This window comes from Haloferax prahovense, from assembly GCF_000723845.1.
GTDB lineage: Archaea > Halobacteriota > Halobacteria > Halobacteriales > Haloferacaceae > Haloferax > Haloferax prahovense.
Map to the genome: position 1 here is coordinate 2975967 of NZ_LK053000.1, position 22552 is coordinate 2998518.

Below are 22552 nucleotides of genomic sequence, written 5' to 3' on the forward strand. Positions count from 1 at the left end.
ACGGGCGTGAATCGCCCGCCCTCGCCGACCCGCCGAACTAATTATCACTACATCGCCATTTCAGGCCCGCTATTCGGAACCAACAGCTATTTTTGGGAAGCCTAAATTCATAGGAGCAATGAACGCGGACATCTGCGTGGTCGTCCCGACCATTCGGGAGTACGAGTGCATGCGGTCGTACTTCGACAACGCGCGCGAACACGGGTTCGACCTCGACCGGCTCTTCGTCCTCCTCGTCACGGAGGACTTCTGCGACGCCGAGGGAATGGAGTCGATGCTGGACGACGAGGGCGTTTCGGGCGCGGTCTTCGACGGGGCCGCCCGCGAGGAGTGGTACGACGAACACGACGTCTCGGAGTACTCGCATCTCGTCCCGGCGGCCAGCCACGCCCAGACGAGTTTCGGCCTGCTGTACATGTGGGCGCACCCCGAGTTCGACTACGGCGTCTTCATCGACGACGACACCCTCCCGCACGACGAGTGGGACTTCTTCGGCCGCCACATGGCGAACCTCGACCGCACCGACGAGGTGGAGTCGGTGTCGAGCGACGAGCGCTGGGTGAACGTCCTCTACCAGAACGCCGACGAGCACGGGCTGTACCCCCGCGGGTACCCCTACTCGGCGATGGACGAGACGGTCGAGACCGGGACGCGAGAACTCCGCGACGTGGTCGCCTCGCAGGGGCTGTGGACGAACGTCCCCGACCTCGACGCGGTCCGCATCCTGATGGACGGCGACCTCGAGGGACAGGCCCAGACCCGGACCGACTTCGACGACTTCGACGGCGACTTCGTGGCCGAACAGGGGCAGTACCTCACCGTCTGCTCGATGAACCTCGCGTTCGAGCGCGAGGTCATCCCGGCGTTCTACCAGCTCCCGATGGACGACAACGAGTGGGAGGTCGGCCGCTTCGACGACATCTGGTCGGGCGTGTTCCTCAAGCGCGCCGCCGACGTGCTCGGCAAGGACGTGCTCACCGGCTACCCGCTCTGCGAGCACAACAAGGCCGCCCGCCCGACGTTCGACGACCTCAACAACGAGGTGCCGGGCCTCGAACTCAACGAGCACCTCTGGGAGGTCGTCGACGCGGTCGGCGACGACGCCGACAGCTACGCCGGCGTCTTCGAGGCGATGGCCGACGCCCTCGCCGACGGCGACTGGTCCGACTACCGCAACGGCGACTTCTTCAATTACGTCGGCGAGCACATGCGCGACTGGCTGGACTGCCTCGACGCCCTCGCCGCGCCGCGGGCCGCCGCGCCGGCTGACGACTGATTGACCGACGGCTGACCAACCGGCCGACTGCTGACCGGCCGCCGCGCGTCGCCGGACCGACCATCGTCTCTTTGTCCGGCGATTTGCTCGATTTTCCCGACGAATCGGCAGGTATAAATGGTTTAGGGAGACCTAAATCAATGTATGCAAGAACGCGACCGAGAGCTTCGCGGCCACAGTCGTCGCCGGTTCATCGCGACGACGGCGGCCCTCGGGGTCGGCGCGCTCGCCGGCTGTACCGGCGGCGACGAAGAGACGGAGACGACGACCGAGTCCGGTACCGGCGGGGAGGTCGAACAGATCGGTTCCGGGCGCTCCCCGTTCGGCGACCGCGACATAAGCGGCGGCGTGTCCGTTGCCGAGATGCCGGACCTGTCGGGTGAACTCACGCTCTACTCGGGCCGCGGTAAGGCGCTCGTCGGCGAACTTATCTCCTTTTTCGAGGAGTACTACGACGACTTCACCATCCGCCCGCGGTACAACTCGGCGACCGAGTTAGTCAACCAGATTCAGACCGAGGGACAGAACAGTCCCGCGGACGTGTTCTTCTCGGTCAACGCCGGGTCGCTCGGCGCGCTGAAGGACGCCGGTCGAACCCAGGACCTCCCGAGCGAGGTGCTCGACCTCGTCCGCGACGAGTTCCACGACCCCGACGGGCAGTGGACCGGAACCTCCGGTCGCGCCCGGACCGTCCCGTTCAACACCGACCAGTTCGACGAATCGGGGATTCCCGACGACATCATGGCCTTCCCGGACACGGAGGCGTTCCGCGACAACATCGGCTGGGCACCCACGTACTCCTCGTTCCAGGCGTTCATCACGGCGATGCGCGTCCTCGAAGGCGAGGAGGCCACGAGAGAGTGGCTGCAGGGGATGCAGGACCTCGGCGTCACGGAGTACAACGACGAGTTCCTCGTCTCGCAGGCCGTCGCCGACGGCGAAATCGGCGCGGGCTTCGCGAACCACTACTACATCCAGCGCATCCTCGCCGGGCGGCCGAACGCGCCGCTTTCGACCGCCTTCACCGCGGGCGACGCCGGCTCGATTTTCAACGTCGCGGGCGCGCTCGTCCTCGACACCGCCGACGACTCCGAACTGGCGAGCAACTTCGTTCGCCACCTGCTGTCGGCCGAAGCGCAGGACTACTTCGCGCGGACGACCTTCGAGTACCCCCTCGTCTCGGGCGTCGACCCCATCGGCGAGCTGCCGGGCATCGACGAACTCAGCCCGCCGGAGGGCCTCGACCTGACGCAGCTTTCGGACCTCGAAGGAACCGTGGAACTCTTGCGTGAGGTGGGCGTTCTCTGAGGTAGCTCACTCATGGCGACCGAACAGCAGACGGGGACCGGTGGGGGAGACGACGAGCAACCGCTCGGCCTGACCGTCGCCAGCGGGGCCGTCGCCGCCGCCGTCGTCGTCCCGCTGTTGTGGCTCGTCAAGACCGCGCTCGAGGTGGGGTTCGCCGAGGCGCTGGCGCTCGTCACTCGGCCGACGACCGTCGAGGTGTTCCTGAACAGCGCCGTCCTCGTCACGCTCGTCACCGCCGCGTGCATCGGTCTGGGCGTCCCGCTGGCGTACCTGACCGTCCGGACAGACCTGCCGTTCAGACGCTTTTGGACCGTCGTCGTCTCGCTGCCGCTCGTCATCCCGAGTTACATCGGCGCGTTCGCGTTCGTCTCGGCGTTCGGCCCGCGGGGCGCGTTCCAGCGGCTCTTGGCCCCGCTCGGCGTCGAGTCGCTCCCGGAAATCTACGGACTACCCGGTGCCGTTTTGGTGCTGACGCTCTACACGTACCCGTACGTGTTCATCACCACCCGGGCCGCGCTCAAGTCGATGGACACCACGCTCATCGACGCCGCGCGGACCCTGAACCACACCCGCTGGGAGTCGTTCAAACGGGTGACGGTCCCGCAGATTCGCCCGGCGGTGGCCGCCGGCTCGCTCCTGACGGCGCTGTACGTCCTCTCGGACTTCGGCACGCCGGCCATCATGAAGTTCGACGCGTTCACCCGCGTCATCTACGTGGAGTTCGGGACGTTCGGCCGCGACACCGCGACGCTCCTGTCGCTCCAGCTCATCGCCGTGACGCTCCTCATCTTGACCCTCGAATCGCAGATTCGCGGCGACGAGCGCACGACGACCGGCGGCCGCTCGGGAAGCCCGATGCCGCTCGGGAAGTGGAAGTACCCGGCGCTCGGCTTCGCGGCGCTCGTCGCCACCGTCGCGCTCCTCGTCCCGCTCGGCATCCTCTTTACGTGGCTCGCGCAGGGGGTCGCCGCGACGAGTGGCTCGCTCGCGTTCCAGCCCGAGTACGCGCTCAACTCGGTCCTCGTCGCGGCCGCGACCGCGGGCGCGGCGACGCTCGCCGGCCTGCCGGTCGCCTACCTCGCCGCCCGGCACCCCTCGCGGCTCAGTTCCGTCTTCGAGCGCGCGACCTACGTCGGCTACGCGGTGCCGGGCGTCGTCCTCGGGCTGGCGCTCGTCTACTTCGGTAGCTCGTACGCGACGCCCATCTACCAGACGCTCTATCTCCTCGTGTTCGCGTACGTCATCCGTTTTCTCCCGCAGGCCATCGGGTCGCTCCGGGCGTCGTTCCTCCGGGTCGACCCCGCGCTCCCCGAGGCGGCGCGGACGCTCGGGGAGACCCCGTCGGGAGCGTTCCGTCACGTGACGCTTCCCCTCGTCGCGCCCGGCCTGTTCGGCGGCGCGGCGCTCGTCTTCCTGACCACGATGAAGGAACTGCCCGCGACGCTCCTGCTGCGCCCCTCGGGGTTCAGCACGCTCGTGACGCACATCTGGACGGCCTACGAGCAGGGCTACTTCGGCCAGGCCGTCGTGCCCGCGTTCATCCTGCTTTTCGTCTCCGGGCTCTCGATGCTCGTCATCATCACCCAAGAGGGATACGATGTCAAATAGCACACTCACGACCACCGACCGCTCGAACCGCACAGAATCCACCGGCTCCGAGGCCGAGGACGCGGACGCCGGCGGCGTCCTCGAACTCGACGGCGTCTCGAAGTCCTACGGGACCGAGTCGGTCATCACCGACCTCTCGCTCGGCGTCGAGGAGGGCGAAATCCTCACGCTTCTCGGCCCCTCGGGGTGCGGCAAGACGACGACGCTCCGGCTCATCGCCGGGCTCGACCGCCCCGACGGCGGCGAGGTCCGACTGAACGGAAACGTCGTCTCCGGCGGCGGCACCTTCCGCGCGCCCGAAGAGCGCGGCGTCGGCGTCGTCTTCCAGGAGTTCGCGCTGTTCCCGCACCTCACCGCGGCCGAGAACATCGCCTTCGGCCTGAAGGACCTCGACGAGGCCGAGCGCGACGAGCGCGTCCGCGACCTCCTCGACCTCGTGGGACTGGAAACCCAAGGCGACAGCTACCCCGACGAGCTCTCCGGCGGCCAGCAACAGCGGGTCGCCCTCGCCCGATCGCTCGCGCCGGAGCCCGCCATCCTGCTTCTCGACGAGCCCTTCTCGAACCTCGACGTGGACCTCCGCGTCCAGATGCGCGAGGAGGTCCGTCGCATCCTCAAGGAAGCCGGCGTGACGGCCGTCTCCGTCACCCACGACCAGGAGGAGGCGATGTCCATCTCCGACCGCGTGGCCGTGATGAACGACGGCGACCTCGAACAGGTGGGCGAGCCCGAACAGGTGTTCCAGCACCCCGAATCGCGTTTCGTCGCCGGCTTCCTCGGCTACGCCGGGTTCCTGCCGGGACGCATCGCCGGCGGCGTGGTCGAGACCGAACTCGGGTCGGTCGCGCGCGACCAGATACACGGCCTCGCGCCCGAGTACGACGACACCGACATCGACATCCTCGTCCGCCCGGACGACGTGTCGGCCCACCCCTGCGGCGACGGCGGCGAGGGTCACGGCAAAGTCGTCGGGAAGCGCTACCTCGGGCCGACCATCCTCTACGAGGTCGAACTCCACGGCGGCGACACCCTCCTGTGTATGCACAACCACGACGAGACCGTCCCGACCGACGGCTGCGTCGAGGTGACGCTCGACGCCGGCCACGAGCTCTCGTGGTTCCCGCGCGAACAGCGCCCCGAAACCGGCCCCTACTCGGACTGAGGATGGGTCGACGAGACTCGAACACGGGCGATTCCCTCCCGCTGGTCGGGCGCATGCGAGCCGCGGTCCGCGGGCTCGCGTTCGACGTCGACTTCACCATCGACATCGACCGGACGCGAACGCGTCGACGACTCGCAGCGCTCTGCGTCTCGCTTCTCGTCGGACTCGTCGTGACGTGGTTCGCGGTCGACCTCTTTCCGTACCACACCGTCAACGACGACGAGGGCGTCTATCTCACGCAGGCCGCGATGCTCCTCGAAGGCAAGCTGTTCCTCTATCCCGGCCCGCTGACGGAGGCCGTCAGACCGTGGTTCTTCGTGGTGCAGGAGACGCCGAGCGCCCCCGGCGGCGTCCAGCTCTACTCGAAGTACTCGCCGGCCGTGCCGGCGCTGTTCGCGGTCGGTCTCGCGGTCGGGCTTCCGAACCTCGTGTTGGGAGCCATCGCCGCGATGTCCGCCGCGTTGGTCTACGCGCTCGCCGCCGACGCGTTCGACCGGACGACCGGAGTCGTCGCGGCGGGGCTGCTCGGGCTCTCGCCGCTGTTTCTGCTCACTTCGTCGACGTTCCTCGCGTACGCGCCGACGACGATGCTCAACCTCGGCTTCGCCGTCTGCTACGTCCGGGCCGCTCGTCGCGACTCCTCGGGCTACGCCGTCGTCGCCGGTGCGCTCGTCGGCGCGGCGTTCTTCGCCCGCCCCTACACCGCCGTGCTGTTCGCCCTGCCGTTCATCGCCCACTCGCTGTGGGCGCTCGCGACAGCCCGCCGCGCGGGGACTGGCTGGGTCGTCTTCCGCCGGTACGCCGCCATCGCGCTCCCCGGACTCGCGTTCGTCGGCCTGACGCTCGCCTACAACGCCGTCGTGACGGGCGACCCGCTCACGTTCCCCTACATCGCCTTCGCCCCGCGGGACGGCATCGGCTTCGGCGAGCGGGCCATCCTCGGCTACGAGGTCTTCTACACGCCCGAACGAGGGGTTGAGACCGCAATCGAAGCGCTCGACCTGCTCGTGACGCGCTGGGGACCGATGGGCTGGCTTGGCTCCGTCGCCGCGATGTTCGGCCTCGGCGTCACGACCCACCGCTGGTGGGGTCACAAGACCGGCCGGAACCTCCGCGGGAGCGCGAGACGACGACACCACGGCCTCGGCGGCCGCGACCGCGCCTTCACCGAACTCTCAGACGACGCCCTCGCCTGCGTCGTCGCGGGCGTGTTCGCCTCGGTGTTCGTCGGCAACGCCGCCTTCTGGGGGACGCACAACGGCCTTCGAAACGGTCTCATCGACCTCCTCGGGCCGTTCTATCACTTCGACGCGCTCGTCCCGCTCGCGGTGTTCGGCGCGGCCGGAATCGTCGCCGGCGCTCGCCTCCTCCGCCGGCTGGCCCACCGCCGCTTTTCGGCCTCGGAGGCCCGGGGCGTCGTCTTCTCGGTGCTCCTCGTCTCGGCGCTCGTCGCCGGCGGCGTGACGGTCGGGGCGGTCGGGGAGCCCTACGACGAGAACCGACTCCGAACCGAGAACCTTGCGGCGACCTACGAACCGCTCCTCGACGCCGGCTTCGAACACCCGCCGCTGACGCCGTCGGTTCCAAGCGTCGGTACCGGCGGTCTCGGGAGCGGTGGCGGCATCGGACTCGGTGGTGACTCGGCCGCGACGGGCAACGAGACGAAGGCGCTCGTCTTCCACCCCGACCCCTACGGCGACTGGTCGGCTCATCCCTTCCAGACACTCCGCAACGACCCCGGCTTCGACGGCCCGGTGGTGTACGCCATCGACGACGGGGCCGAACAGGACTTCGCGGTCCTCGACGCGACGAATCGGACCCCGTACCGGTTCACCTATCGAGGGACGTGGACCGGAGCGGTGGACGCCGTCGAGCCGGAACTGACCCGACTCGACGTGCTGTCGGGCGAGCGGGTCGACGCGACGACGACGCTCGGCGCGCCCGAGGGGACGAACACGGTGTCGATTCGCGTCGAGACCGACGAGGGCTACGCCCGCTACGACGCGGCGATGGCCGAGAGCCTGACCGTCGAGTGGTCGTTCTCGCCCGACGGCGTGGCCGTGACGAACCGCCCGCTCGCCGCCGGCCCCCAGCAGCTGTCGATTCCGCCGGGCGCGAGCGAGGTCGACCTCGCGGTGACCTACGTCGGCGACTTCGGCGAGACGGTCACGTACCGACAGACCGTGACGGTCGAGCGCTCCGGCGACGAGGTTCGCGTCGTCTGGCCGCCGGAGACCCGCGTCTGCCGGCTGACCACCGACTGTGGGACCGAAGGCGAGTGGGTCGGTCCCGACGGCGACTACCTCGACGGCGTCTCGGTCGAGACTGACGCGCGCGTCGCCTGAGCGAGAGCCGGGGGCTCTCGGGCGCTTGGCGTCGGGTGAAAAATGAAACCGTGATTCGGTTCGAGTTCGTTCGGTTCGTCCGCGGTCGGTGCCGCGGACAGACGTGTCGCGGTCGTCGCAGTCGGCGACTCAATCGTCCGCCGGGCCGGTCGCGCCCGACGAGCCGAGGAAGCCGTCGATAGTCGCGCGCTTCGCGATGTGCGGGCGGTAGACCCACGCGTTCAGGAGGACGATGGGAACCATCGTCGCCGCGACGAGCGCGTAGCCGACGTGCAGGTTCGGCAGGAGCACCGACGAGTAGACGAGCGGGTAAGCGATGCCGCCGATGGTACCGACACCACCGACGACGCCCGCGACGGCCCCGGAGCTGTTGGGGAACATCGCCGGAACCTGTGCGAAGATGGCACCTTCCGCGAACGCGCAGGCCATGCCGACCATGAAGCCGGCGGCCACCGCGATGAGGACGGCTCCGGAGAGACCGGCGAGCGTCATGGCGAGCATGGAGACGATGATGAACGAGAGCGACACGAACGTCCACTGCTCGCGGTAGCGGCCCTTGAACACGGGCAGGATGTCCATCTCCCTGCGCGCCAGCACGTCGCTGACGTAGCCGCCGATGGGACGGAGCAGGCCGGCCGCGATGGAGAACGTGGCCGCGAACGTGCTCGCGAGCACGAGGTTGTTCGTGTTGAACGCCTCGCGGTAGTAGGTGGCGAGCCAGCCGTTCATCGAGAGTTCGAGGCCGAAGCTCATGACGTAAGCGAGCGCGAGCGCGACGGTCCCGTACCGGGTGGCCGTGTGGACCCACTGCTTGAGCGTCGCGTTGTCGGCGGTCGCCTGCCGACGCTCGTCGGTCGCCGCGGCCTCGCCGAGGACGTAGTAGGCGACCGCGAGCAGAATCGAGACGATACCGGTGTAGAAGAACGCCGCCCGCCAGTTGCTCTGGAAGAGCGGCCCGCTCCAGTCCGCGCCGAACACGCGGGGCAGGATGAGCGCACCGCCGGCGGCACCGGCGTTCCCGACGCCGGCGTAGATTCCCTCGGCCATGCCGAGGTTCTCCTCTTCGAACCACTCGGAGACGTGCTGGATGCCGATGACGAACGTGATGCCCGCCGTGGCGACGATGAGGCGTTCGATGAAGAACACGGTGTAGCTCTCGGCGAAGGCGCTCGCCATCGAGAACACCCCGACGTAGCCGAGGACGATAGCGAACACCACCGGCGCGCCGAACTTATCGGAGAGCCAGCCGGTGAGGATGCGGCCGAAGGGCGCGAGCCAGATTGCCGCGCTCGCCAAGATACCGATTTCCGCGAGCGAGAGCCCGAACTCCTCCGCCATCGGCCCCGTGAAGGGCGCGAACGAGAACCAGATGAGGAAGGAGAAGTTGAACCCGATAGTGGCGAGAAGCAGCGTCCGCCACTTGGTCATCTTTACGAGACCCATACGCCCACCCCCGACACAGTAGCACAATCGTGTATTATTCTACCTTTTTCTTGCATTGATTTGGACATCATGTAGCGGATAGCACAGAGTTCTAATTGAAAAACTCTGCCCACAATGTCCCATAAACACTTATCGAATGTTTAGAGAACTGGACCAGATAGAAACAATATTACCAATATTATTCGATAATATACCGAGTTGTACTGTGGACATACGTCCAAAAACACTCTGAGAATATGAATCTGGTGGTGAGTTCTCGTCGGTCGTTACGGGTCGCGACGCCAGACGACGGCCGCCCCGTTGGCGAGTGCGACCGCGAGCGGGTCGGACGGGGCGGTCGAGTCGTCGGGTTCCTCGACGCCGGGAGCGACTAACGCCGGCTCCCAGCCGTCGGTCGGAATCGCGGGCGCGTTCTCGTCTTCGGCGGCGTCGTCGGCGAGCCTCGCTGGCGACACCTCGACGGGGACGCCCTCCATATTGGCGGCGAAGAGCAACTGCTCTCTATCACCCTCGTCCGGGGCGGTCCGGAAGCCGTAGTAGAGGACCGTCCCGTCGGTCGGGTGGCGGTAGGCGAAGTAGTCGTCGTCGTCGAGGTCGGCGATGAGCCACGGGCGGTCGTGGCGGAACTCGCGGGTTTCGAGGCGGAAGGCGGTCCGCTCGTCGTCCTGTTCGTCGCGCCAGTGGTCGAGGTTCGCGAAGTCGTGCACGTCGCGCATCCACGCGTCGCCGTATGCTTCGAGGTCCGCGGCCGAGAGGTCGTCGCCGAGCGGTTGGTCCATCGCCGAGAGCATAGCCGCCATCACGTCGAGGTCGTAGTCGGTCGCGCCGACCGCCGAGGAGAGGGCGTTCATGAAGGTCAACAGTTCCTCGCGGGAATCGAAGCCGAGGCCCTTCACGCGCCGGAAGAAGCGGTCGTCCTCGAAGTCCTCGTCGCGCACCTGCCAGTAGCAGAACTTCGACTCGTCGGAGACGACCTTGACGTTCCACGTCGGGTCGGTGTCGCGGACGAAGCCCCACGGTGCGCGCATGTTCGCGTGGACGAAGTCCATCGGGACGCCCGGCAGGAAGCAGTGAAACAGCATCGACGACGCGGCGTTGTCGTACGCCTCGTCCAGCGTCTCCGGGTAATCGTCGCCGAGGTAGGGGTTGACCGGCGACTGGTTGAACTCGACCGTCGGGTCGATTTGGGTCCCGCGGCGGACGGTGTCGTGGTTGGCGACGCCCGTCAGCCAGTTGCCGCCGAACTCGCCGACCTCGCGGACGCGCCACCACTTCGTCGCCCAGAAGGTGAGGAGCGCGGGGGTGTTGTGCGCGAAGGTGATGGGCGACCACTGGAACGAGTGGGGATGTTGCTCGATGAGCGCGCGGTACGAGGAGGCGAGTTCCCAGTCCTCCCGCGGCCACGGCCGCCCGTCCTCGTAAATCATCCACGGCCGGTACTCCGTGCCGGCGACCTCCTGGGTCACGCGGTCCATCTCCGCGAGGAAGTCGTCGTCGTGGTACATTTCGCCCGTCTCAGGGTCGTGGGAGGTGAAGTCCTGCGCGCCGTCGACGCGGATGCCGTCGGCACCGAAGTCCATCTTGCGCCGCTGCATCTCCAAGAAGACGGCGCGCGCGGTCGGTTCCGTGTAGTCGAGGTGCTTGCCGTACATCCCCGGACCGAGGACGTACCGGTCCGAGAGGAGTTCCGCGCCGCGGTTGTCGGCGTGCCCGAGCGCGATGTCGAAGACGACCTTTATCGGTCGCGGGAGGTCGTGGCACGCGGCGATGAAGTCAACCAGTTCGTCCGGACGGCCGGTCTCGAGGACCGCCGGGTTCGGCGCGGAAAAGGCGCTGACGACGATGTCGTAGCCCCAGTTTATCAGTTCGGGACGGGCGACGTCGACCGTCGCCTCGGCGGCCGAGTCGTCGGCGACGCTCCAGAAGTCGTGTTCCTCCTCGTTCTCGGTCAGCGGCTCGACGGGCATCAGCTGAATCCCGTCGTAGCCGGCGAAGGCGCGCTCCCACGGGACGAGGTCGTCGCCGGCGCGCTGTTTCGCGGCGATTCCCTCGTACACCTCGGCGAGGCCGGCGAGCGACCCGCGCGCCGTGGCGGTTCCAGGGTGAATTTCGAGCATGCTCGTCGCGGGGTCGATGCGCGGGAGGCCGCTGTCCTCGGTCGTGGCGACCCGCTCGTCGTCGGTCCCGAGCGCCTCGAAGTAGTCGCGGTCGGCGCGGGTCTCGTCCAGCCTGTCGAGGTCGTACACCTCGGCGGGCGCGAACGCCCCGAACGGGACCGAGTACGCGACGGGGTCCTGAACCGTTCGCTCCTCGCCGTCGTCGCCCTCGTAGACGAGTCGGTAGAGCGCGCCGAGGGTGTCGCGAGTGCCGGCGCGAACGCCCTCGACGGCCGCCCAGTGGTACTCGCCGACCCGGCGCATCGGGACGCGGTGGCGGTCGAACGCCACGCGCCGCTGGTCGGTCTCGCCGGGGTCGAGGTCGGCCGGCGGCGTCAGGAGTTCCAGTTCGACCGCGGCCTCGGAGACGCCGGCCTCGACGAGGTCCGGCGTCCAGAAACCGAACTCGACGACACCGTCGTGAACGTGCGCGCCGAGTTTCGTCGTCAGCGCCTTGGCGGCCGAGAAGTCGTCGTCGTTGCTCTCGACGACCGCCTCGTGCCACGAGGCGAGGACGTCGGTTCGGTCGGCGTGCAGGGTCGGGGTGGGGGAGTTCGTGCTCATGGTGAATCGGGCTGGTCGGGCCGAACGGAGGCAGAGGTGGAGTTGAAGCGGGAGCGGCGACCGAACGATGGGCGGGAACCGGGACGCGAGATGGGAAATCCGGGATTCGAGACGGTCGAAAAACGGGGCGAGAGACGTTACGCGAGCGGGCAGACGACCACGTCATCGACGCGGATACCGCCCTCGGCGGCGACGGAGTCACCGGAGATGACGTCGGTCGCGTCGACCGCGAGGTCGCCGACGTCGACCGTGGTCGAACCGGGTGCGAAGTTGAGCGCACAGAGGTACGAGCCGTCGTCGTGGTCGCGGACGAACGCGACCGCGCGGTCGGAGTCGGCCTCGTAGTCGATGCGGCGGAACGTCCCGTCGTACCGGAGCGCGGGCGTCTCGTCGCGGAGTTCGATGAGTCGCTCGTAGTGCTCGCGGATGTCGTCGCGGGCGTGGTCCCACGCGAGGGCGTCCCGACGGCCGCGCTGGCCGATTTCCTGTCCGCCGTAGACCATCGGCACGCCGGGGAGCGTAAAGAGCGCGCCCGCGGCGGCCAGCGCCTCGTCCTCGCCGCACTCGACGATGTAGCGCGTCTCGTCGTGGTTTTCGAGGTAGAGCATGAACGCCGCGTGGTCGGGGAAGCCGACCTGCGTGCGCTGTTCGATGGCATCGAGAATCCGTTCGGCGGGCTCGTCGCCGCGGCCGACCTGCCGGAGCGTGAAGTACAGCGTCGTGTCGAAGTGCATGTCGAACATGCCCTCGTGGAAGTCGGCGATGTACGGGATGGTCTCGTCCAGAAGCAGGAACTCGGGGTCTTTCGCCTTCACGCGGTCGCGAATCTCCTGCCAGAACGTGTCGGGGACGGCCCACGCCATGTCGCAGCGAAAGCCGTCGACCACCTCGGCCCACATGTCCACCGCGTCGAGCAGGTAGCGCCGGACTTCGAGGTTCCGGTGGTCGAAGTTGGCGATGTACTCCCAGTCGAAGTAGGTGCCCGGCTCGCCGCTCTCCTGCCACTCGTACCAGTCGTAGTACTCCGAGTCGGGGTTCTTGTAGGCGTCTTCGAAGAACGGGTGGGCGCGGGCGGAGTGGTTGAGCACGAGGTCGAAAAGCACCTTCATGCCGCGGTCGTGAGCGGCCTCGACGAACTGTTCGTAGTCCTCGCGGGTGCCGAGGTCCTCCGCAATGTCGTAGAAGTCAACGATGTTGTAGCCGTGGGGCGCGTGGTCGTTCTGGAGGACGGGCGTGAGCCACAGGCAGTCGACGCCGAGCGATTCGAGGTAGTCGAGTCTGGTTTCGAGCGCCTCGAAGGTGTTGTCGACGCCCTCGACATCGGAGGCGTAGCCGCGGACGTAAATTTCGTAGAGCGTCACCTCCTGTGCCCACTGCGGCGGGTCGTTGGGGCGGGAGACGGACGCGCTTCCCGCACCGGAGCCGTCTGCGTGGCCGGTTACGTCGGTCTGGACCGCTTCTGTCTCCGTCTCGGCGAATCCGCCGTCGGCGACGGCCTCGCGCTCGACGGTGACGGTGTCGGGCACGCTGTACGTCTCGTCGAGGGCGACCGCGTGGACGCGGAGTCGGTCGCCGACCGCCGAAAGCGGGACCCGGAGTTCCCAGCCGTCGGTCTCGACGGCCGCGTCGTCGATCTCGTCGCGGTCGTCGACGACGAACTCGACCACGAGGTCGTCGCGGCCGGTGTCGCTGTCGGGGTTCGGTTGCGGGTCCGCGCGGACGACGACGACGCCGTCTTCGACGGTCGCGTCGAGCCTGATGCGCGGCCGACCTCCCCGTCCCCGCTGGGCGTCGCCGGCACCGCTTCCGGAGCCGGACGCGCCGCCGCTGAACCCAGTCGGGCGTGCGGAGCCGCTCTGTCCGCTGTAGCCGCTCATCCCGCTCATCCCGCTCGCGCCGCTCCTGACGGAGCCGGCGGGCAGGTAGGAACCGGGGAAGACCCGGACGGTGAGCGTGTGCGTCGCGTCGGGCGCGTCGAGTTCGACGACGTAGCGGCCGGCCGCGTCGGGCGTGAACTGTACGACTGCGGTGTCTTCGTCGAGTTCGAGACTGCTGGCGACCGGCGCGCTCCGAACCCGCCACGAGTAGTCGGCGTCGGGGTCGGGGTCGCGAGGTGCGAGTTGTACTGACTCGCCGACAGCCATGAACTGCGGCGGTCCTGGGTGTTGCATACTCACAATCAACGTGCCGGGTGACTTTGAGTTTACCCCTGATGGACCCGAGGTTCCGGTTGGAGACGGGTTCTACCGAGTCGCCTCGGCGTCCCCCGAATTCGTCGGTTTGCAGGCATAAATGATGGAAGATGGGCGGCCAATACTTATGGTTCGAGACCCTCGTCTACCTCTATGCGACTTCGGACCGCCTTAAACGAATACAAACGCGACCGGGGCGGACGCTTCCCAGAGGAGTGTCGGACCTCGGACGGGGCGTTCTCCGGTCACGGGGACCGGCTCGTCTACGTCGGCCTCGATGGGTCTCTCCGGGATTACTCTGCTTCGCTTTCGGGCCTCTACGGTATCGACCGCTCTCGGTTCGGCATCGAGGCGGACGGCGAGACACACTGGTTCGACGAGTTGGAGTCCGTGCGGCAGCACTACTACCGGGAGACGAGCCTCGTCGAGACCGAGTACGACGCCGGGGAGTACACCGTCCACCAGTACGACCTGACGCTCGGTCGCGCCCACGTGACTCACGTCGAGCTTCGCGGCGCGATTCCCACCGACGCCCACCTGACCGCCTTTCTCACCTTCGCCCCCGAAGGTCGAGAGACGCGGGTCGGCCGTCTCATCCACGAGGCCGGCGGCCCGAACGACACCCAAGCGGTCGAGGTGTTCCACCGAAACGAACACGACTACGTCACCGCGTCGACCGGCCTCACCGACGTTCGCGGCCAGATACCCGAGCGGTTCGACGAGATTCTCTCCGACGACAGTTTCGACTTCCCGCGAGAAGCCGTCCTCGACCGCTACGAGGACACCCACCTCTCGGGTGACGTCGTCGTCAGCGCCCCGCTCGAACAGGAGGGCCGCGCCGCTCGGACGACCCTCGTCACCCAGCTTTCGGACCACAACGAGATGGCTCGGACCGACGCCCTCGCCGACCTCAGATACTGTTCGGTCCAGCACGCGACCGCCGACGCGCTCCGAGAAGCCGCCCGCGAGCAGGCCGAGGTGTTCGTCCCCGACGGGACGCCGCGCGAGCGAATCGTCCGCGCCGACCTCCGGGCGCTGTCGCTTCTGACCGCGCCCAGCGGCGCGCGCATCGCCGGGCCGGAGTTCGACCCGTTCTACGCCCACTCCGGCGGCTACGGCTACACGTGGTTCCGCGACGACGCCGAGGTCACGCAGGCGCTCGCGCACGCCGACGACGCCTTCAGTCTCGGCCTCGGCGACCGCCTCGGAACGAGCGCCGAGTTCTACTGCAAGACGCAGCTCGAAGACGGCACCTGGCCTCACCGCGTCTGGGCCGTCGACGGGACCGTCGCCCCCGGCTGGGCCCACGGCCGCGTCGAAGGCTCCGGTGACGAGGAGTACCAGGCCGACCAGACCGCGAGCGTCGTCGCCGCGCTCGCGTCGCTCCTCGCCGACCGCCGCGACGAACTCGACGACGAACTCGTCGGGCGCATCCGTTCGACCGTCGCGGCTGGCGTCTCGGGGCTCGACAGCAGTCTCGAATCCGACGGACTCCCGAAACCCTGTCAGAACGCGTGGGAGAACATGAGCGGCCGGTTCACGCACACGGCCGCGACGTTCCTCCAAGCGTACGCCACGGTCGCCACCGCGCCCGTGAACGACGACCTCCGCGAGCACGCCGCCGAGCAGGCGACCGCGGTGTACGAGGGACTCGACGAACTGTGGTCCGAAGAGCGCGAAGTCTACGCCCTCCGCATCGATCGGAACGGCGAACTCGACGACCGCCTCGATTCGGCCACGTTCGCCCTCGTCGACGCCATCGACGCCTACGCGGACATCGAGGAGGTCGAATCGAAGACCGCGAACCGGCTCGTCAAACACATGGCTGCGACGCTCAAGGGCCTCTACCGCAACCCCCGCGGCGACGTCGCCGGGCTGGTCCGGTTCGAGGACGACTACTGGCGCGCCGACGGACAGGACGGCGAGAAGGTCTGGTCCGTCTCGACCGCGTGGGGCGCGAACGCCGCCGCGAAGTTCGGCGTCCTCTGTGACCGCATCGGCAAGGACGGCCGCCGGTTCGTCGAGCGCGCGACGAATCTCTACGAACTGCTCCAACCCGACGGCCCCCTCACGACCGAGGCGGGCTACCTCGCCGAACAGGTGTTCGACGACGGGAGCTTCGACAGCGCGACGCCGCTCGGATGGCCCCACGCCATCCGAATGGAGACGACGGCCATCCTCGCCGACATCGACGCGCTCCCAGCGCCGAAGCCCGCGCCGACCGGTCCGGAGAACCGACCGCGGTGGACGACCGGCGAGAAGTACGGCATCGGCACCGTCGCCGACCACTACGCCGAAGACCCCTCGCGCGTCTGGTTCACCCTGACCGAGGGCGCGCTGACCGAGGTCCGCTTCCCGCGGGTCGACCTGATGAACCTCCGAACGCTCGACTTCCTCGTCGTCGACGCCGACCCCGACGACGAGTACACGGCGCGCACTCACAACGAGACCCGGCGGGACGACCACGCGGACACGGTCAAACGCCGGGCCGAAATCGTCGACGACGACGCGCTCGTCTTCCGCCACGTCGTCACCGAGACGGGCGACGGTCGCGGCCACGAGTGGGAGCTCACCGTCGAGTACGTCATCGACCCCGAACACGACGCGATGCTCGCGGACGTGCAGTTCGAGTCAATCGACGGCGACGACTACGAGCTGTACACCATCGCCGACACGGCGCTGGCGAACACCGGGACGAAAGACCGCGGCATCCGCCTCGGCCAACTCGGGAGCTATCACCTCGTCGCCCGCGACGCGGGCGCGTTCGACGCCGGCGACGGCCACGAACCGCTTCTCATCGACCAAGACGGCAGGGAGTACAGCGTCGCCATCGCGCTCACCGCCGCCGGCCGGTTCGAGTGGGCCACCGTCGGCGTCGCCGGCTCGCGGTACCTCGCGGACTTCTTCTCGAAGGGCGAACTCCCGAGCGCCCAAGAGCGCGTCGACGACGAGAACGTCGTGCTCGTCGGACGCATCGGCACGGGCGACGAACTCGGCGAGACGCTGGCGCTCGGCTTCGCCGAACACGCCGACACCGCCGCCGCGCTGGGCGAGGCGGCCGGCGCGCTCACCCGCGGCTACGAGACGGCCCGGGCGGCCTACACCGACTCGTGGGCCGAGTTCCTCGCCGACAAGGAGCTCCCCGGCTCGGTCGACGACGACGGCGAACTCGCCGCGCAGTACAAGACCTCGCTCATGAGCCTGCGGGCGGTCGAGGACAAGACCTACCTCGGCGCGGGGCTCGCCTCGCCGTCGGTGCCGTGGGGCGAGGCCGTCCCCGCCGAGGAGGCCAAGGGGTACGGCTACAACTTCGTCTGGTCGCGCGACCTCTACCAGGTCTTCACCGTCTTCGAGGCCGTCGGCGACGTCGAGACGGCCATCGACGCGCTGGAGTACATCTACACCTACCAGCAGGACGACCGCGGCTTCATCCCGCAGAACACCTACCTCAACGGGCGGACCCGCTGGGGCGGCGAGCAGATGGACAACATCTCGTTCCCGCAGGTGATGGCGTACATGCTCAAAGAACGCGGCGTCGCCTTCGACGACGTGGCCTACGACTACGAGAACGTCAAGTACTCCGCCGACTACGTCGCGCGGAACGGGCCGCCGACCGCACAGGAGCGCTGGGAGGAGGAAGCCGGTTACTCGCCGTCGTCCATCGCGGCCGAAATCGCCGGCCTCGGCTGCGCGGCGTCAATCGCGCTGGACGAGGGCCACACCGAGGACGCGCTCGTCTGGCTGGCGCTGGCCGACGACTGGACAGAGCGCGTCGACGACTGGACCGCGACGCGGACCGGCACCGACCGCAACACGCACACGCCGTACTACGTTCGCGTCACCCGCGACGGCGAGCCCGACGCCGGGCACCTGCGGACGCTCGCGAACAACGGGCCGACGCTCGACGAGCGCGAGATAATCGACGCCGGCTTCCTCGAACTCACCCGCCTCGGCATCAAGTCCGCCGACGACGAGATAATCCGGAACTCCGTGAAGGAAGTCGACGAGACCATCCGCGTCGACACGCCCCACGGGCCGGCGTTCTACCGGTACAATGGCGACGGCTACGGCGAGCGCGAGCGCGACGAAGAGGGCGCGCCGTGGTCCGTCGACGCCAAAGGGAAAGGTCGGCTCTGGCCCATCTTCACCGGCGAGCGCGGCGAGTACGAACTGCTCGCCGGGACCGAGGAGGGCGACCTTGCGCCGGACAACCTGCTGCGGACGATGGCCGCCTTCGCCAACTCCGGCCGCATGCTCGCAGAGCAGGTCTGGGACCGCGAACACGCGACCGACTACAACTGGGAGTTCGGCGAGGGAACCGGCAGCGCGACGCCGCTGGCGTGGTCGATGGCCCAGTTCATCCGCCTCGCCCACGGCGTCGAGGCCGGCGAACCCGTCGAGACGCCCGCGTTCCTCCGCGAGCGATACGCCGAGTCCGACCGCCCGAACGGGCCGTCGCTCCGCGTGAGCACGCGCTTCAAAGGCGACAAACTCGTCGTCACCGGACAGACCGACGCCGCCGTCGTCGCGGTCAAGACGCCCGGCGAGACCCGACTCGTCGAACCCGACGACGGGACGTTCGAAGTCGAAGTCGCCATCGAGTACGGCGAGAACCAGGTGACGGTCGCCGCGGCGACCCACGAAGACCTGACGAAAGCCGGCACGACCGTCTCGCGCTTCACCCTCTGAGGCGGCGCGAGGCGACCGGCCACCGACTCTCGCGGTCGGCGATTTGCTTCCGTTTTCGACCGATTCCGCCAGCACCGCTTTTCCGTCTCCAGCCTAACGGTCGGGTATGCCGGTCTACCAGCGTCGAACCCGAATCGCCGCCCCGCTCGAACGCGTCTGGGAGTTCCACTCCGCGGTGTCCGGACTGGAGGCGCTCACCCCGGCGTGGATGAACCTCGAAATCGAGTCGGTCCGCGGCCCCGACGGCGAGGAGGACCCCGACGAACTCGTTTCCGGGACGGAAATCGAGATGTCGATGCGACCGTTCGGCGTCGGCCCGCGCCAGCGATGGACCTCGCGCATCCTCGACCGCGAGTCGGGCGAGGGAACGGCGTGGTTCCGTGACGACATGGTTGGCGGCCCCTTCTCGCGGTGGGTCCACACCCACCGCTTCGTCGCCGACGGCGACGAGACGATTCTCGAAGACCGCGTGGAGTACGAGTTGCCGTTCGGCCCGCTCGGCGACCTCGCGGGCGTCTTCGGCGGCGTCGGCTTCGAGGGGATGTTCCGCGCGCGCCACGCCGAGACGAAGCGGCTGTTGGAAGAAGAATAGAGACGGGCAGTCGGACGCGCCGACGGTTCAGTCGTCGCTGAGCGAGAAGCGCGGTTCGACCTCGGAGCGGACGCCGCCGATGTCGAACTCGAATCGCGCGCCGCCGAGGTCGGGTTCGGGCGCGGTGGCCTCGATGTCCCAGCCGTGGGCCTCGACGATGCTCTCGACGATAGAGAGCCCGAAACCCGTCCCGGACTCGGAGGTCGTGTGGCCGTGTTCGAAGACGGTGTCGCGCTCGTCGGTCGGGATGCCGGGGCCGTCGTCGGCGACGTAGAAACCGGTCTCGGTGGGGCCGACGCGGACGGTCAGTTCGTCGGTCGCGTCCTTCGACGCCCCGTCTGCGGAGGCGTCGCCGGGAGCATCCCGGCGGCCTGTCGAGCCGTGCTCGACAGCGTCACCGGACGCAGTCCGGTTGCCTGTGGAACCGTGTTCCACAGCGTCACCAGACGTAGTCTGGTTGCCCGTCGAGCCATGCTCGACGGCGTTCCGAAACAGGTTCTCGAACGCCTGTTGGAACCGGCCTTGGTCGGCCTGCGTGTTCCCGAGGCCGTCTTCGACGACGAGGACCGCGTCGTCGCCGGTGTCGACCGCCTTCCACGCCCGCTCGGCGACGTTCCCGATGGCGACCGAGCGCGTCTCCCCGACCTTTCGGCCCTGTCTGGCCAGTTTGAGCACGTCGTTGAGGAGCGTGTCCATCCGGGTGACGCCGTCGAGCGCGCGGTCGAGGTAGGTCACGTCGTCCTCCTCGCGGGCGAGTTCGACGAACCCCTTGGCGACGTTGAGGGGGTTCCGGAGGTCGTGAGAGACGACCGACGCGAACTCTTCGAGGCGGTCGTTCTGCCGCTGGAGTTCGCGCTCGCGTCGCTGGCGTGCCAGCGTGTGCGTGACGTTGTTGGCGACCGAGCGCAGGAGGTCGACCTCGGTGTCGGTCCACGAGCGACTCGTCTCGACCACGTCGAAGACGACGAAGCCGACGAGCGCCCACTTCGAGACCATCGGGACGGCGACGAAGCCGCCGGTCTCGGCGTCGGTGAGCACGCGCTTCGTGTCCGACGCCTCGGGCGGGAGGTCAGAGACTCGGTGGAGCCGGACGTTTTCGAAGCGATAGAGCCGTTCGACCAGCCAGCGAGCGTCTTCGAGGGCGACGCGCGCGGGATGCTCGCGCGGGTCGCCGCCGCGCCAGTCGTGCATCAGCGCGGCGACGTTCGTCTCGTCGTCGTAGAGGTAGACCGAGCAGCGGTCGAGGTCGGCCACCTCGCCGACGGACTGGAGCGTCCACTCGATTTTCGTCCCGATTTCGTCGGTCTCGGCGCTCATCAGCGAGGTGGACGTGTCCAAGACGGCGTCTTTCAGGCGCGTCTCGTAGCGCAGGCGGTTCCGCCGGCGGCGGCGCTCGGTCACGTCCTGTAGCGTTCCGATGACCGCGGGCTCGTCGTCCTCGGTGGGACGGAGCGCGAGGTGTCCCTCGCACAGGAGGTCGTCGTCGTGCGGATACGCGGAACCGGGCGAGAGCACCGTCTCGAAGCGTTCCGTGTCGGGGGCGTCAGGGGCGACGACTCGCTCGAAGGCGGCGCGAATCTCGTCGTCGGACTCGGCGGCGAGGTCGGCGAACTCGCGGCCGATAATTGCTTCCCGGTCGTAGCCGGTGAGCTCGCAGAAGACGCCGTCGGCGGAGGTGAAGCGACCGGACGAATCGAGCGAGTAGACGCCGCTGTCGAGCACCTCGATGGCGGTGCCGTACCGCTCGGAGGCCGCCTTCGCGCGGTACTGCGAGACGGCGTTGACGACCCGGTTGGCGAGGACCGTGTACTGGTCCGTGCCGGTGTCTTTCTGCATGTAGTCGGTCGCGCCGACGCGGAAGGCGTCGCGGGCGACCTCCTCGGAGCCTTTGCCGGTAAAGAGAATGAAAGGGAGGTCGGGGTGTTCGGAACGGACCGCGCGGAGGAACTCCAGTCCGTCGATATCGGGCATGTCGTAGTCCGACACGACGCAATCGACCTGTTCCTGTCGGAGTCGTTCGAGGGCGTCCGCCCCCGAGTTCGACGTCGAGACCGACAGGTCGACGTCGCCGGCCTCGCGTTCGAGGTAAATCGACACGAGGTCCGTCAGACTGGGTTCGTCGTCGACGTGGAGGACACGTACGTCTGCCCCCGACCCGTCGTCCATACGGAGTAGCGACCGCTCACCGTAATGAGCGTTGTGACGCGGTTATCAGCGTCGATAACCAACATGGGGGCTGGAGGTGAACAGGCGCTTCGACGGACTCCCATTCGGAGGCTGGACAGCCCTCTCGTGGCGGGACAGGTCAAGACGCGCTGACGTAGATACCGCCGAGGACGATCGCCCCGCCGAGGACGGTCGGGAGCGTGGGAATCTCACCGAGGAGAAAGAGCGCGAGAATCGTACTGCCGACGGGCTCGCCGAGCAGAGAAACGGAGACGACGCTCGATTCGAGATGGGCGAGCGCCCAGTTGATGACGGTGTGGCCGAAGATACCCGGACCGACCGCCATCCCGAGAAACAGGAGCCACTCGCGGGCCGGATAGCCGGTAAGCGAGTCGCCGCGGCCGACCGCGACGGCGAGGAGCGCGGCGGCACAGACCGTGTAGACGACGACCACGTAGGGGACGAGCGAGACCCTGCTTCGGACGCTCCGGCCCGTGAGGACGTAGGCGGCGGCCGTCACGGCACCCACGACCGCGAGCCCGTTTCCGAGAAGCGGGCGCGGCGCGCCGCTGGCGGTGAGGAAGTCGGAGACGGACATGAGCACCATGCCCGCGAGCGCGACGCCGATGCCGACGGCGGTGCGGCGGCTCACGCGCTCGTCGAGGACGGCCCACGCGCCGACAGCGACGAACAGCGGTTGGGACTGCACGAGCGTGACGCTCGCGGCGACCGTCGTGTGGTTGAGGCTCTCGAACCACGACGCGAAGTGGGCCGCGAGCGCGACGCCCGCGCCACCGGCCGCGAGGAGGTCGCGTCCCGAGATGGTCGCCAGCGCGTCGCGGTGGCGGACGAGCGCGACCGGCGCGAGAAGAGCGACGGTGAACAGGACCCGATAAAAGGCCTTTATCAGGCTCGGCGCGGCGCTCCAGCGCACGAGGATGGCGCTCGTGCTGACCGCGAGGACGGCGATGCCGAGCCCCGCGAGCGGCGAGATGGGAGCGTCGAAGTCGGGCGTTGACACACCCCCACGTCGCGGGGGGTCCGCTTACCG

At 68.3% G+C, this 22552-nt stretch carries 12 protein-coding genes; 7 read left to right on the top strand and 5 right to left on the bottom strand.

All coding sequences use genetic code 11. The features are described 5' to 3' along the window. Positions 1-118 precede the first annotated feature (118 nt). The 5 genes from BN984_RS15015 (at position 119) to BN984_RS15035 (ending at position 7699) form a co-directional block, all read left to right on the top strand. Complete coding sequence (locus tag BN984_RS15015) at positions 119-1276, top strand: hypothetical protein (protein WP_008093700.1); 1158 nt, start codon at positions 119-121, stop codon at positions 1274-1276. A 144-nt stretch (positions 1277-1420) separates the two neighbouring features. Beyond that, a complete protein-coding gene (locus tag BN984_RS15020) occupies positions 1421-2584 on the top strand; it encodes an iron ABC transporter substrate-binding protein (RefSeq protein ID WP_008093701.1) in 1164 nt (387 codons plus the stop codon). Positions 2585-2596: 12 nt separating this feature from the next. Beyond that, positions 2597-4192: an ABC transporter permease gene (locus BN984_RS15025; protein ID WP_008093702.1), complete on the top strand. Its 1596-nt coding sequence runs from the start codon at positions 2597-2599 to the stop codon at positions 4190-4192. Then, positions 4182-5354 (top strand): ABC transporter ATP-binding protein, encoded by a 1173-nt coding sequence (locus BN984_RS15030; RefSeq protein ID WP_049968546.1) that lies wholly within the window; start codon positions 4182-4184, stop codon positions 5352-5354. The genes BN984_RS15025 and BN984_RS15030 overlap by 11 nt, the downstream gene beginning before the upstream one ends. A gap of 2 nt (positions 5355-5356) precedes the next feature. Beyond that, positions 5357-7699 carry a DUF7846 domain-containing protein gene (locus tag BN984_RS15035; protein ID WP_049968547.1) on the top strand — a complete coding sequence of 781 codons (2343 nt, stop codon included), beginning with the start codon at positions 5357-5359 and terminating at the stop codon, positions 7697-7699. 129 nt (positions 7700-7828) lie between these two features. Here BN984_RS15035 and BN984_RS15040 read toward each other — a convergent pair whose 3' ends face one another. From BN984_RS15040 to malA, 3 genes are all read right to left on the bottom strand, one after another. After that, complete coding sequence (locus BN984_RS15040; protein WP_008093705.1) at positions 7829-9127, bottom strand: MFS transporter; 1299 nt, start codon at positions 9125-9127, stop codon at positions 7829-7831. 281 nt (positions 9128-9408) lie between these two features. Continuing rightward, positions 9409-11862, bottom strand: coding sequence for a glucosylglycerol hydrolase (gghA, locus tag BN984_RS15045; protein WP_049968548.1), 2454 nt, complete (start codon positions 11860-11862; stop codon positions 9409-9411). Positions 11863-11999: 137 nt separating this feature from the next. Then, positions 12000-14033 carry an alpha-amylase MalA gene (gene malA / locus BN984_RS15050; RefSeq protein ID WP_275039352.1) on the bottom strand — a complete coding sequence of 678 codons (2034 nt, stop codon included), beginning with the start codon at positions 14031-14033 and terminating at the stop codon, positions 12000-12002. A gap of 174 nt (positions 14034-14207) precedes the next feature. Between malA and BN984_RS15055 the strand changes: the two genes are divergently transcribed. Together BN984_RS15055 and BN984_RS15060 are read left to right on the top strand one after the other, a co-directional pair. After that, positions 14208-18743 (top strand): glycoside hydrolase family 15 protein, encoded by a 4536-nt coding sequence (locus tag BN984_RS15055; RefSeq protein ID WP_049968549.1) that lies wholly within the window; start codon positions 14208-14210, stop codon positions 18741-18743. 106 nt (positions 18744-18849) lie between these two features. Then, positions 18850-19335 carry an SRPBCC family protein gene (locus BN984_RS15060; protein ID WP_049968550.1) on the top strand — a complete coding sequence of 162 codons (486 nt, stop codon included), beginning with the start codon at positions 18850-18852 and terminating at the stop codon, positions 19333-19335. Positions 19336-19362: 27 nt separating this feature from the next. Here BN984_RS15060 and BN984_RS15065 read toward each other — a convergent pair whose 3' ends face one another. Continuing rightward, complete coding sequence (locus BN984_RS15065; protein ID WP_049968551.1) at positions 19363-21501, bottom strand: hybrid sensor histidine kinase/response regulator; 2139 nt, start codon at positions 21499-21501, stop codon at positions 19363-19365. Between the two features lie 139 nt (positions 21502-21640). After that, on the bottom strand, positions 21641-22522 hold the full coding sequence (locus BN984_RS15070; RefSeq protein ID WP_049968552.1) for a DMT family transporter: 882 nt from the start codon (positions 22520-22522) through the stop codon (positions 21641-21643). Positions 22523-22552 lie beyond the last annotated feature (30 nt).